At 48.7% G+C, this 14,434-nt stretch carries 10 protein-coding genes; 1 reads left to right on the forward strand and 9 read right to left on the reverse strand.

The window, feature by feature from the left end; genetic code table 11:
* Positions 1–232: 232 nt before the first annotated feature.
* The 8 genes from F0L74_RS22860 to F0L74_RS22895 all read right to left on the reverse strand — a co-directional run bounded on the left by F0L74_RS22860 (position 233) and on the right by F0L74_RS22895 (position 12,786).
* Positions 233–1,786, reverse strand: a complete 1,554-nt coding sequence (locus tag F0L74_RS22860; protein WP_149840234.1) for a RagB/SusD family nutrient uptake outer membrane protein — start codon at positions 1,784–1,786, stop codon at positions 233–235.
* A gap of 17 nt (positions 1,787–1,803) precedes the next feature.
* Entirely contained in the window at positions 1,804–4,848 is a 3,045-nt protein-coding gene (locus F0L74_RS22865; RefSeq protein ID WP_149840235.1) for a SusC/RagA family TonB-linked outer membrane protein, read from the reverse strand.
* Between the two features lie 411 nt (positions 4,849–5,259).
* Positions 5,260–6,861: a SusR family glycan utilization regulator gene (susR, locus tag F0L74_RS22870; protein WP_149840236.1), complete on the reverse strand. Its 1,602-nt coding sequence runs from the start codon at positions 6,859–6,861 to the stop codon at positions 5,260–5,262.
* A 200-nt stretch (positions 6,862–7,061) separates the two neighbouring features.
* A complete protein-coding gene (locus F0L74_RS22875; protein ID WP_149840237.1) occupies positions 7,062–7,298 on the reverse strand; it encodes a hypothetical protein in 237 nt (78 codons plus the stop codon).
* Between the two features lie 190 nt (positions 7,299–7,488).
* A complete protein-coding gene (gene rbp / locus F0L74_RS22880) occupies positions 7,489–7,782 on the reverse strand; it encodes an RNA-binding regulator (protein ID WP_149840238.1) in 294 nt (97 codons plus the stop codon).
* 281 nt (positions 7,783–8,063) lie between these two features.
* Positions 8,064–8,948, reverse strand: a complete 885-nt coding sequence (locus tag F0L74_RS22885; protein ID WP_149840239.1) for an OmpA/MotB family protein — start codon at positions 8,946–8,948, stop codon at positions 8,064–8,066.
* A 266-nt stretch (positions 8,949–9,214) separates the two neighbouring features.
* Positions 9,215–10,741, reverse strand: a complete 1,527-nt coding sequence (locus F0L74_RS22890) for a lipase maturation factor family protein (protein WP_149840240.1) — start codon at positions 10,739–10,741, stop codon at positions 9,215–9,217.
* A gap of 26 nt (positions 10,742–10,767) precedes the next feature.
* Positions 10,768–12,786 (reverse strand): glycoside hydrolase family 127 protein, encoded by a 2,019-nt coding sequence (locus tag F0L74_RS22895; protein ID WP_149840241.1) that lies wholly within the window; start codon positions 12,784–12,786, stop codon positions 10,768–10,770.
* A gap of 136 nt (positions 12,787–12,922) precedes the next feature.
* Between F0L74_RS22895 and F0L74_RS22900 the strand changes: the two genes are divergently transcribed.
* Positions 12,923–13,789 (forward strand): AraC family transcriptional regulator, encoded by an 867-nt coding sequence (locus F0L74_RS22900; protein ID WP_149840242.1) that lies wholly within the window; start codon positions 12,923–12,925, stop codon positions 13,787–13,789.
* A gap of 3 nt (positions 13,790–13,792) precedes the next feature.
* Here the strand turns inward: F0L74_RS22900 and F0L74_RS22905 are convergent, their stop codons facing one another.
* On the reverse strand, positions 13,793–14,281 hold the full coding sequence (locus F0L74_RS22905) for a cupin domain-containing protein (RefSeq protein WP_188316122.1): 489 nt from the start codon (positions 14,279–14,281) through the stop codon (positions 13,793–13,795).
* Positions 14,282–14,434 lie beyond the last annotated feature (153 nt).

Below are 14,434 nucleotides of genomic sequence, written 5' to 3' on the forward strand. Positions count from 1 at the left end.
AAACAAAAAGCCCGTCCCCGCTGGAGGCAACGCATCGCTGCCTCCAAACGGGCGAAGGGCCGCATCAAAATTCCACTACCATCCTATTCGCACTTCTTTAAAATGCTTGCTAACATCCGGGATGTTACTCCCCCCTTGTGCAGATAGCAGGGGATGGCGGGCCTTTTTATACAAAGGGCCATGACCGGCGCCATGGCCCTTTGTAGGTATGATGCTTAATACCGGTATTTTATCAATAACCAGGGTTCTTTTTCAGGTTGGGATTAACTGCCAGCTGTTGACTGGGAATGGGGAACAGCAGGTACTTGGGATCATCCGTGGGCTTTTCCTGCCAGGGCAGCAGGAACTTTCCAAAACGGATCAGGTCCATGCGCCTGGAAGACTCCCAATAGAACTCCCGTCCTCTTTCATCCAGCAGCTGATCCAGGGTTACAGCGCCCAGCGCGGTAGCCCCACGGGCTGTACGTACCTGGTTTACCAGCGGTAATGCGCCACCGGTATTTCCCTGGCGCGCCAGTGCTTCTGCTTTCATGAGCAGCACATCCGGATAACGGTAGTATACAAAATCATTATTCACTTTACCATTACCGTCGTTTACGAAATCCGGGCTGTATTTCACTACCCGGATACCTGTTTGCTCCAGGTTGCCGCCGGTTTCAATCGTGCTAACTTCTGCGGTAAAGATCAGCGGCGCGTTAGTACGATCCTTCAAGGGCGCATCAGTTTTCAGGTCATACTGTTGACCGATCAGAAAGCCCACATTTACACGGTTACCTGGGTTAGCCGGACCACCGTCTGCGGTAACATCATAGGCCAGGCCCCTTCTTTTATCGGCCGCTTCAAATTTGTTGTAGAAGTCAGACAAGGTGGTCCAACCGTTCCAACCGGCAGGGTTCTGATTATAATGCATAACCGTATGCCAGATGGCATTAAGGCCGCCGGCATCTACACCGCCCTGGTTTTCTGCGGTAAAGATGTTCTCCTTAGAGAGGGCGCCGTTACGGGGAGAGAAATTGTCAAAGTAGTTATCGCTGAAAGTATACTTACCGCTATTGATGATCTGGTCTGCCAATGCAACTACCTGGCCCATATCCGCATTGTCAAAGGTAGGGGCAGCACGGTTGGCTATCACGCCTTTATTCAGATAACACTTCATCAGTAACATCCGGGCCGCATCTTTATTGGCCCTGGTAATATTTAAGTTAGCTGCGCCAACATCCGGCAGGGCAGCCATCACAGCATTTACTTCGCTGATAATATAATCCAGCGCTTCTGTGCCGGTACGTACCTTGGCAGGTTCCGTTACTTTTTCTCCAGGTTCGCGGTAAGGTACCTGGTCATACAGGTCCAGTACACTAAACATGGCAAAAGCACGCAGGAACCTGGCCTCCGCGGCCTGTTGAGCCGTGGGATTGAACTGCAGGATATTGGTAGCCGTATATATTACCCCACCAAGGTTATTAAAGCAATCACGGATATGGATATTATCCCCGTCCCAGGCGTGTGCATGTATCACGCGCCAGGCGCCGTTATCATCCCAGTCGCCACCGCGGGTGGGCGCTATCTGTTCATCTGTGCTCATTTCTGAAAGGGCAAATACCTGGTCGTTGTTCTGATAAGGCAAACGCATGGAATTGTATACGCCTCTCAGCAACGCGTCTGCAGAACCGCCGCTGCCGCCCACCTGTTCCTCTGTGGCCTGGCCCTGGAGCTTCTCCTCCAGTTTGGTACATCCTGTCGATAGCAGGATAGCTGAGACCATAAAAAGTATGCTTAAATGTTTCATGTTAGCCGTTTTTTTGATTAAAGAGAAAAATTAACCCCCAGTGTGAACGTACGGGCAGAAGGATAAGGCTGATATTCTATACCAGCGGAAGGCACGCCGCCAGAGGTAGACATACCAGTCTTAGAGTCTGCGCCAGGGGCGCCGCTGCTTTTGTCTACGTTCACTTCGGGATCAAACCCTTTAAACTTGGTGAACACCAGCAGGTTCTGTCCTGTGAGGTATACATTCAGGCCTTTCACTACGCCGGCAATATCGCCTACCGCATAGGTAAGGGTTACGTTGGCCAGCTTCAGGTAATTGCCGCTCTCAATAAACCGGGAAGAAGAGGTAACCCGGTTAGACAATGCTTCCAGGGTGGGCGCATTGTAAAACTCTTCTGCAATGTTACGCGCGCCCCGCAGATTACTTACATTCACTACGTTGTTGAACGTATTGTTATAGATCTTATGACCGAAAGCGCCGTTCAGGTTAGCCGTGAGGGTGATCTTCTTAAACCCTACCGTAGTGCTGATGCCCAGCAATTTGGTAGGATTAGGGTTACCCTGGAAGCTTAAGCTATCGCCATTAGGGTAAATGGATTGACCATCTTTATCCAATCCCCCATAAGTACGGGTATAATACGCGTTAATAGGCATGTCATTATAGATGATCTCTACCAGTGTGCCGGAAACGCCCTGGCCATTAAGCTGACCGGTATAAATTGGCGCCGTCATACCCGTTACATTATTCTTAAGGAAGGTAGCGTTCACGCCCAGATCCCAATAAAAATTCTTATGCTGTACGATAGTGGCGTTGATGGCAGCTTCTACGCCTTTATTGATGATCTCTCCATCCAGGTTCTTCCAGGTCACTACAGACTGGGAAGCTGCTGGCTGTATGGCAGTGGTGGGATATAACAGGTCGGAGGTGGTTTTGTGGAAGTAGTCTACTGAACCGCTGATCCGGCCATCCATTAAACCAAAGTCCAGGCCGATGTTATACTGTTTATCAGACTGCCATTTCAGATCCGGGTTGGCATTGGATTGCTGTGATATGGCGCCGTTGTTTTGAAACGCCCAGCCTGCCTGGGATGCCCCGGAAGGGAATTCCTGGTTACCGGTCCTGCCCCATCCTCCCCGTATTTTCAGGTTATTCACAAACCCTTTGCTAAAAAAGTCCTCGTTGCTGATATTCCAGGCTGCTGCAAAGGATGGGAATAAACCATGGCGGTTGTTTTTGCCAAATTTAGTAGAACCATCTGAACGGAGGGTACCAGTCAGCAGATACCGCTCCTTTAAATTCAGGGTCACCCTGCCAAAATAAGACTGTAACTCGGACCCCGGATCGGCAAAGGATGTGATATTCCGCCCGGCCGCATTGGAGAACTGAATATAATCTGTCAGGTCGAGGCCATAATTACCAAAACCGCCCGCCTGTGCAGGGCCTAAACCATTCATATACGAACCACGGTTGGTAAATTTCATGTACTCATACCCCACCAGTGCATTCAGGTGCAGGTCTTCCGTTACATCTTTATTATAAGTTAAGGTATTGGTGAACTGTTGTGTGGTCAGCTCATTATTGCCAATATTTGCCCAACCAAGACCGGAAGGCGGATTAGCATTGATACCAAAGGTGTTGAAGTTGATATTACCGTCCACAGCCGTTCTTCTGATGCCGCTGCTATAGTTGACACTATATTGCATACGGTATTCCAGGTCGTCAGTGATCTTAAAGTAAGGAGAAACACTTCCCAGGATGGTAGTTACCCTGGAACGGTCATGGTATACGTTCTGCAGGGCTACCGGGTTCACGGCCGCGCTGCCCTGTTTGATATTCAGGCTGCCATCTGCTTTATAGAGGGACTCTGTAGGATTCCACTGCAGGGCCTGTCCCATGAGGCTGTTACCAAAGCCGGCATCGTTAGTGATGGGCGGTATGTTTTCCGTGTATTGATTGGCGATCACATTCAGATCTACACCCAGCCTTTTGCTGCGCAGGAACTTAAAGGAGGAATTCAGCCCTACCGTGTATTTCTTAAAATCTGATTTTTTAACGATCCCCTGCTGGTCCAGCATACCCGCGGAGAAACGGTATTTGGCATTCTCTGTACCACCGCTTATACCGGCGTTGTAATTTTGGGTAACGGCAGTGCGCAGAATAGCGTCCAGCGCATCCACATCGCCGCCCAGATCATTGGTATTATCCAGTCCCCATTTTTGCAGGGCCTGACGGTATTGGTTGCCGTCCAGCACATTTATGCGTCTCATCAGTGTGCTAACGCCCACAGAAGCGCCTACATCCAGCTTAGGTTCGCCTACCTGGCCTTTTTTGGTGGTGATGAGTACCACGCCATAGGCGGCACGGGAACCATAAATGGCAGTAGCAGACGCATCTTTTAATACATCTACAGAAGCAATATCAAAAGGATTGATGAAGTTCAACGCGTTGCCTCCGGGAACGTTGCCCAGTTCCGGCACATTTAAACCGGGCCTGGCGGAACGGCCGTCCAGTGGCACCCCATCCACCACATACAGTGGCTGGCCGGTACCTGTTAAAGCAGCATTACCCCTGATCCTTACAGTAGTAGCAGCACCAGGCTGACCGCTATTGGCCAGCACCTGTACGCCGGCCACTTTACCCTGGATCAGCTGGTCCGGAGCCGTGAAAGTGCCTTTATTAAAGTCTTTGGCCTGTATGGAAGCTACAGCGCCGGTAAGGTCCTTTTTACGCACCGTACCATAACCTACTACCACCACATCCGTCAGCTGGGTGCTGCCGGCCTGCAGTACAATGTTTACGCTGGACTTGCCAACGATATCCACATCCTGGCTGGAGAAACCTACATAAGAAATAATAAGTGTAGTGGCATTGGCGGGGGCATTTAATTTAAATGTACCATCTGCGCCTGCTGCTGTACCGGCGTTTGTGCCTTTGATCTGGATGGTGGCGCCTGGTACCGGATCGCCCTTTTCGTCTGTTACCTTCCCGGTAACAGATCTGGTCTGTGCGTTGGCTATGCCTGCTATCAGCAGCAATAACGAGCATAACATACGCACCCTGCGAAATAGAACTCTGTTCATAAGATGGATTTTATTTGTTTGTGGAATATTGATGCCTGGATTAATGAAAAAAAGAAGCGGCGCCCTCACATAACGTGGCCGTTTCCCATACGTGAAATATTATACCCTAACTGATATTATTTTTTAGTTTAAATAATAAGTGATTTGGAAAAACAAAGCATGTTCGTTTTCATAACGGATCTTCTTCATAACGGATACTTTAGATTTTGGATCTGGTACAACTGCGCTAAAGGCTCAAATTAAATCAGGATTAAACATGTTAGCAATTTATATGGTCAATATATAGAAAATATTACTAAAATTGGCGTCTTTATGGAAAATAAATCATTGATGTTCAATAGATAGCAGTAATATTAAACTATATTTACATACAAGTACTTTCCGCCCTGTTTTGCTGGTCATTCTGTCGCTTTAAAGGGCTTTTATCTCCATGAGCCGCTCCTCAAATTCGTCTTTGGGTATGACGGCCTTGTTCTTTATTTTGGTTTTATATGTATAAATGGTGTTGACAGAATACCCCAATATCTGGGCCACCTTTACATTATCGCTGATGCCAATACGGATCAGCGCAAAAATGCGGAGGTCGGTATTCAGTAACTCGTTATCTTTTAGCCGTATCTGGTCCTCTTCCCGGAAAAAGGAATTGAACACCGGTACAAACTGCGGGAATATTTTAAGGAAGATGCGGTCAAAGTTCCGGAACAGCTCTTCCCGTTCTTCCCGCAGGTCTATATTATTTACCAGGAACTTTGCCTCCCCATATTTATTGTCTATCAATTTTTGCTCCACAGTCTTCTTAAATTTCGTCATTTTATCGATATAAGACGAATTTAACTGGAAACAGTAGCCTATATACTCCTCTTTGATCTTATTAGCCTCCATCAGCAGCTCGTTGATCTCCTGCTGGCGGGCATGCGCCGCAGTAATCACCTCCTGGGCAGCTTTGAGCTTCCTGATCTGGCGGAAGATGATGACCGCCAGCCATACAAGTGCCAGCAGCAACAGGGTAACGATGGCCGCATATACGAAAAGCAGCTTTTTCTGCGCTTCTACCGTATTTACCTTCTCCCCTTCTATGATTGGCAGTATCGCGCTTACCTGTACTTTGCGCAGGCGGGCCCCGTAAAAGGAAGCATCGGCTACGGCATACTCTATACAACGGGAGGCATGTTTTACATCCCCTTCTTTAAAGAGCAGCCCAGCCAATATGAACATAGCGGTGGTTTCTTTAGTGCTGGAGCGGATATCTGCCATGGCCGCCCGGGCCATCAGTACCAGCGCGCTATCCATATGACCGCGGCGTATGTAAATGTTGCCCAGAGAGGAAGTGGCAATGGCCGTTTGGTGCCAGGTAAGATCTGTATGGGCTACGGTTAGCTTATAATAGTATTGGGCACTATCTATATTCCCCGCTTTGTGGTAGCGTATGCCATAATTATAATCATAGTCAAAGGAATGTGGTTTAAAAAGCATCAGCGCGCTGTCTGTACAGGCGGTACCCATCCGGGTATATGCCGGGGCAAAGAACCCATCATTACTATAATCAGCCAGGTCATAATAAAAGCGGCTTTTCAGCTGGTAGTATTCCGCTTTGGCGCTATCCGGCAACAGCGCCACATGAATGTCTGCCAGGTAATCGCCCGTTTCCTTGAACATACCGGAGGAGAGCAGCACAAAAGCCAGTTTCAGACCGGCATAACTGCTCAGTTCAGCATTATTCATCTCATGGGCCAGGGCTTGCATTTGCTGCGCATAGGCAAAGGCGGAGTCATATTGGTATACCTTAAATTGCTCAAACAGCTGCCGGCAGATCTCAAACCGTATTGTAGGATCCGCCCGCTCTGCCCTGTGCAGCGCCTGCCGCCAGGCAGTGATCTGCTTTATCCGGCCGGCGTCAAATACCGGCGCCGCTTCAATGGTCTTATTGAGCCTGTCCAGCAGGGTGTCATTATCCGCCCCATAGACCCCTGTAACCAGTAAAAGCAATACCAGCACCTTTAATATATACTTCATAGGTCCCGCTGGCGTCTTGATCATGAATAGCTTCTCCCCCAGTCTTTTATCAACAGATAGCACAGTTTTTTTTCAAAATGTAGCAAAAAAACTTTAGATAGCTATTAAAGATTGCCATAAAAAAAGACTGCTCCTTTCGGGAGCAGCCTGGCAAAATTGAAGATCTTTTATTTACGGCCAATAAGCCGTTTTTGAAACCATTATTCCTTTTCGGGAGCAGCGTCTTTATCTCCTGCTTCAGGATTGTCTGCTTTTTTCTTACGCTGATCAGGCGGCAGGGAGGTAAGATTCCCATCCTCATCCAGGTAAGCCATCATATTTTCCAGGCTGGTATCCTTTCCGGCGCTATTTTTCCGTTCCTGCATCTTCTCTTCTTTCTTCTTCTTCGCTTGTCTTTTTTTGTTTTCTCTTTCTTTCTTATTCCATGTCATTGCCATAAGCGATAATTTTAGTGATTCAATGTTGTTATACAATAATAGGCATGCAGTTAACAGCATTCATAACGGTATTGCGGTTGCATACTGTGGATGAAACTATTATTTACTGTCTGTTCAGATACACTGGCGGCCATACGGGCCTTATGCTATTACTGAGGATAAAGGTACTTCAGCTACGTCCGCAGCAATTTTACCAACGGCGGTTATTAGAATACCGGTTATTGTTATTGTTGGGCCGTTCTTCGCGGGGCCTTGCTTCTGATACATTGATGCTGCGGCCTTCTATTACAAAACCATTTAAATTTTCAATGGCTTTTTCTGCTTCGGCCTGGTCAGGCATTTCTACGAATGCAAAGCCTTTGCTTTTATTGGTGAATTTGTCGGTGATCACTTTGCAGGAAGATACTGCGCCATATTCCATAAAAAGGGTAACAAGTTCTTCTGTCTGGCAGTTAAAACCCAGGTTGGATACGTAAATGTTCATAATATTCAAATTAGAAGTGAAGAAATATTTGAGAAAAATGCAGGTGTAAAAAAGAAAACTGCGTGAGAGTAATGGTAGCTTACAAAAGCGATAGACCTCAAATTATTCGGTTAAAGATACGTTTAATTTACATGTAATCCGTTTTTCTTTTTATTTGCAGGGGGTTACGCAGGTTTCATTATACCGCCGTACATCATGGCCAGGCATGCAAAAGCCGCATAGATCTCCTGATCTACACGGCTTTCGTACGGTCTTTGCACCGCTTTTGCGAGCGATATATCTTATGGCCTGGGCGCTACCGGCTTAGTGCTGTCGCTTTCCGGCGCTTTTTCAATCAGGTCCATGAACTGGTCAAGCTTGGGCGTAATAATGATCTGTGTACGCCTGTTCTGTGTCCTGCCGGCATCTGTGTCGTTAGATGCAATGGGGTTGTACTCTCCCCTGCCGCCGGCGGTTAACCTTTTAGGATCTACGCCATGGTCATTCTGCAGTGACTGCACAACAGAAGACGCTCTCAATGCGCTCAGATCCCAGTTATTACGGATATTCTTCTGTGAAATGGGCACATTATCCGTATTACCCTCTATCAGCACATCATAATCCTTATAATCCATAATGATCTTTGCGATCTTACTGAGGGTAGCGCCTGCGGCGGATGAGATCTCGTAGCTGCCGGATTTATACAGCATATTATCAGAGAGCGATATATACACCACCCCTTTTAATACCTGTACATCCACATCACGCATCTCTTCCCTGCTTAAAGAACGGGTAAGGTTGTTGGTGAGCACCATGTTAAGCGAGTCACTTTTGTTCTTGGTATTCACCAGGTGTTGTATGTACTTATTGGAAGCGTTGATCTCATCAACCAGTTTTGAGATATTTACATTTCCCTCGCTGGTGGAGTTCAAACACTTATCCAATGCTGCCTGTAAAGAGGCCAGGCCTGTGCGCTGCGCGGCTATCTGCTCTTCCAGGCTTTGCACCCGTGTGCTGGCGCCGGTGAGATTCCGCTGGCACTCCTGGTACTTGCCATCCAGGGCCCTGTTCCGGTTTTCCAGCTCGTTATAACTGGATTGTAGTTGGGAAAATTTCTTGTTGCTTACGCAACCGGTACCTAGTATAACCATCATCAGGGAGCCTGATAATAAAAAGCGTATGTTCATATATCAGCTATTTAATAAATAAATACTCAACTTAATAGGATAACAACCCCGTAAAAGCAAAGGTTGTGCCATCAAAGAAAAGAAATATATGAAGGGGCATGACATTTATGGGATTGCTTGCTAAATCGTAACTATACAGCGATCTTATACATATTTAAAATATAAAATTAGTAAAAAGCACCTTACGATCTGACATAACCCAAACAGTATAAGAGACCTATATGGCATTCTAAATGTCGAGGCGAAAAACAAAGATCCCTCGTAGCTTAATGCAACCACCCCTCCTGCTTCAGGGAGCTAATTAAACGGGGATCATCTACAGACAGCGGCGGCAGCCAGTAAGCGCTTACCCGCGTACGGCGCCACCAGCGGCCATTGGCCCCCCCTGGTTTGGCAAAACTGTAACGATATAAGACCGCCCGGATAAAACGGGGCGGTTTATCCGGAAAAGGATTGCCGGCAAATAGCCCCAGCATGGCCGGATCATTATGCAGCAATTTCCAGATGAGGTGTAAGGTCCATGGATATTGATCCGGCGTTGACATAGCGGCAAACCACATCTGCCAATCCAGGCGGGGCTGATAAGGCGCAATCTGCGGCGGCCGTTTGTTGAGCGCAACCGGCAGCCCCTTATACGGATAAGCTTTCCAATGAGCGCTATCATCCGGATATTCATCCATCGTACCTTCAAATACTACATTAAAACGCTCGCTCCCCACGGAACCAAATGCGCCGTAGGTATTTACAAGATCCAGCGGATCAAAGGAAGCATTCATTACCTGCCGCGAAGAGATCAGGTTGACGGTGGGCTGTATGCTCAGTAACGCTACCAATACAGTAATGGCCCAGGCGGTGATCTGCATGGGCGCTGATGGTTCCGCACGGTCATTGGCCCTTACAGCCATCCGCACCAGCCTTGCTGGCAGCAGCTTTGCCCAGAAGGCGTCATCAAAACAAGCTAAGGCCGGAACTATCGTTAGCCAGTTAAGAAACGATAGATTGCCGCTGCAGATAAGCACCACCTGTAAAGCAATGACCAGCACGCCCGCAATATAACGGCCTATACGCGGCCAGAACACAAACCATGGCGCAACCAGCTCCACCAGGTGATTGAACCATACGCCGGCCTTTAACACTGCAGGCGGCAGGAAATGGAACAGGCGGCTCAGCGGGCCAGGAATGGGCTGCGTTTCAAAATGATAGTAAAGGGCGGTGCCGTTACGCCACACATCATCCCCCCGCAGCTTTATTAAGCCCGCTCCCAGCATGATCCGGAAGATGAGCCAGCGGAATAACACGATGATCAACAGTGGTGGCGCCCGTTTGGGAAACGGGCGCATGTCCAGCAAGGGACAAAGGAATATAGCCAGGAAGCCCGTTTCCAGTAACTGTATCTCCCATCCATATCCATACCATTCCTGCCCTACATGCACAAAGGACATATACAGCAACCATAAAACCGCCAATATTAGCGCATTGGCAAAACCAGCCAGCACTACGCAGGAAAGCGCAAACCCCGTCCATGCAGCTGTCAGCAGCGCGGCATCCGTATGAATGAACCAGAATATAGAAGGTAGCTGCCGGAAGCCGGCGCCCGTTGATCCAAACCGCCCGCTCACACGTTCCAGGAATAGCCCAATGGGGAGCAGCCCGTTTTCACCTATCAGGGGAACGGCCTGGTTAATGGCCACAAGAAACGCCACGGCGTAGATCACCCCCAGCAGGCGAAGCATCAGAAAACGCGTAAGCCAGTAAGCAGGGCGGAGATCCTGTACCTGGGGGGCCGTGTTCATAGTATACCGGTTTCTATGGTACTAAGTTACTGATTCGGTAACCAAACCATATACGGGTACATCCCCCTGTTCCCCAGCGCATAGAAGGGAATTGCTTTGAAAGGCGCTTTACCTTCCCCCACAGCCAGGCTGCCAGAGATGACATTTACCCCGCCGGCTATTTCCGGGTGATAGGCCGCCTGCATGGCGGTGTTTTCATTAATACGGTAATTATTCATCTCCGGGTTATCTGTTCCCTCAATGGCATATACCAGCGGCCCGGCGGCTATGCACTGCTTGCCCTTAATAGTGGATACTGCCGGCGCAGGAGCCACCAGCCGGGGTTGCACGGGCAGGTTCAGTTCGATCACATCGCCTTTTTTCCATGTCCGGTTTAATGCTACATATCCATTCACCGGCCGTACAGCTATATTGCGCCCGTTTACTTGTAAGGATACTTTACCGGCAACAGCAGAGGTATACAGGTCAAAGGGATTCTCCTTTCCGCCGGCCCAACCGGGTATGCGTACATACACGTTAAAAGCGGCCGCATGTTCCGGCGTAACGGTGATCTGTGTATGGCCCTGCCATGGATACTGAGTGGTCTGCTTCAGCCGGACTTTGTTTTTATCCAGATCCACCTGCGCTTCGCTGCCAATAAAAAGGTTCACATAAATATCCTGCCGGTCCTTTGCATAGATAAACCCGGGCAGCGCGCCTACCATTTTAAGGATCATCGGCGGGCAACAAGGGCAGCTGTGCCATGCCCAGCGCTTATGTGCGGTGGCTACCAGCGGGTTTTCATAGTGATAATGCTCCCCGTCAATAGCCACACCGGATAACATATTATTATACAGCACCCGCTCCAGTTCGTCTATATATTTTCCATTTGCCTGCAGCTGGTTCATCCGCTCACTGAAAAAACCCGCGCCGATGGAGGCACAGGTTTCGAGGTAAGCAGACTCCGGGAGGAAATAATCTGCGCCAAACTTCTCATCCTGCGCAATCGCGCCCTGTCCGCCCGTGATGAACATACGTTTGCCGGTCATGTTATTCCAGTAGTTATTAGCCGTGGTAATATACCGGTCATCGTGGTTATAGGCTGCCATGGCGGCAACAGCGGTACCCAGCAGGGTGGCCCTTACCGCATGGCCTTCTATGGTGGTTTGTTCGAACACCGGCAGCTGGTCCTGGTTATAGCTGCCGTAGTTGGTGCGTTTCCGTGATCCGTCCGCATCAGCGTATACCCCGCGCTGTTCTATCCAGAACTTTACCAGGCTGTAATAGTCCGCTTCGTTAACCGGTGCATGTATGCGCTGTTGCAGCGCCGGATCGTTTTTAAAGAGCAGGTACATTTGCAGCAATGCTTCTTCCGGGCCTGCATGCCCGGGGATGATATTTTGTTTAGGCGCTGCCCCCATCACTTTACACATATAATTGGTCATCTTTACCGCCACTTCCAGCAGGGCTGTTTTACCGGTGGCGCTATAATAATGCACGCCTGCCTCAATGAGCATACCGGCATTATAGATATCATGCTGCCAGCGCTCATCACCACCATTGGTCCCCCATCGCTGGTTTGGCCGGTTAAGGGTGGTATAGGTGTTGATATAACCGTCAGGATCGGCTGCCTGTGCGGCGGCTATACGGGTTATATACGCGTCCAGCTTCTGCTCCAGGCGGGCGTCCGGATAAACGGTAAGTAAGTCAGCAGCGCCGCGTATGGTTTCATATACCAGTCCATCATACCAGGGAGGACCATCGCTGGCGCCGGTATTCTTTTTACCCTGCGCTACCAGGTCAAAATTCAGGAACGCATCCCTGGTGCGGCCACGGGTAGCTTTTTCCTTAATAAGGTCTTCCCGGTCCGGCTCATACTTCCCTTCCAGCTTGTCCAGTACATCGTATACCGTACGGGTATCCCATAGCCGCAATTTGGGCGACCAGAAGCTATCTGCAATCTGTACATCCTTTAACGGCAATGGTGATACCGTATGGACCTGTGCAAAGGAAAAACCTGTAAAGAAAACGGATAATGTAAATAACGCGGTTCTGGTAGGCAGCATATACTGTATTTTATCTTTCATATTTATTGCATCCGCCATCAATTATGCTAATTGTGTATTAATTTGTCCAAAAATGCGGGATAAAACCGGGAATATCTAACACCCTTTTGCCCATTTCTTGAACAATATTGACCATATGAAATTATATGTTGAAAATATATTTACGGGAGACAGATTGTTCGTGATAAAGGAAGAGTTCTTTCCCTATAACGATTTTCCCCTGCATGTGCACCCGGAGTATGAGCTGCTCCTGGTGCTGAAAAGCAGCGGCAAACGTTATGTAGGCGATCATATCGCCGATTTTTACCCAGGCGATCTTTGTCTTTTTGGCCCTAACCTGCCCCATACTTATTATAACAAGCACCTGCCGGCAGACCGCGAAGTACACCAGATCGTGATCCAGTTCCGGGAAGACTGTCTGGGTGATGGTTTCTTTGACAAACCGCCTTTCCGGCGGATCAAAGCCCTCCTGGAACGTTCCAGCCATGGCATCGCATTTAGCGGAGCTACCCGCAGCCAGGCCGCGCAAAAAATCCAGGACATGACCGGTATGGACGAGGCAGAAGCCGCCGCCGCCATCATTAGCCTGCTCAACCTCCTGTCCGGGTCAGATAGCTACGAGCTGCTGTCCACGCAGGAAAAGCTGGCTTCCAGCATTCAAAAAGATACGGAACGGATGCACCGCATTTACCATTACCTGTTGGATAATTTCAAAAAGGAGATCAGCCTGGAAGAGATTGCCGGCATCGCAAATTTATCCCCGGCTGCATTTTGCAGGTATTTCAAAAAGCATACCCGCAAAACGCTGTCCGGGTTTGTAAATGACCTGCGTATCAGTTATGCCTGCCGGCTGCTGCAACAGGGGCAGCTAAGCGTACTGCAGGTATGTTACGAAAGCGGGTTTAACAACATTTCCTATTTTAACCGGCAATTCAAGCTGCAGCTATCCGCATCGCCACTGAAATATCAAAAGCGCTTACAGATGATGGAAGAAAAACTGTAGGGGTCAAACAGGCGTACCGTTTACCGGAAAAGCTGCCTGCTTTGCAGGCCTGCTGCCGGGAGGACCTAATATAACATCGCCTATCTTATCTGAATAACGCATAAATGCCTGCAGATCATCCGCAGCATCCGGGCGGAGGCCATGCAGTTCCCCCGGCTGGCCAACATTACGGATCAGATCCGCAAACCCGCTGGGAGAAGCCACCGTCAATGCCCTGGCAGCCGTCTTGCCGGAAGATGCTACTGCATGCGGAGCGCCCAGCGGAATAAAAATATGATCACCGGGCTTTAATACAAAAGTCCCTTTTTCCATGTATACGGTACACTCGCCTTCTAGTACATAAATGCTTTCTGCATACCGGCCATGAATGTGCAGCGGGGTTTCAATGCCGGGTGGGATAACGCCTTCTATCAGGTCATAACGGCGGTTGGTGTTTTTCTCCTCATCAATGATGGTGAGGAAGGTATCAAATAACCAGAATGAATTGTTCACTGTTCCTGAATTTACAATGCGCAAAGCTACTAAGTATCTGCACCCGGAAATTGTACAGATCAATCGGGGAATTGTAAGAATCAATCCGTCATGCTTATATCCTAATATTGCAGATATGAACCGGGATTGAAAGAATAGTTTTACTATTGCGTT

It is taken from the genome of Chitinophaga agrisoli, assembly GCF_008386695.1.
GTDB lineage: Bacteria > Bacteroidota > Bacteroidia > Chitinophagales > Chitinophagaceae > Chitinophaga > Chitinophaga agrisoli.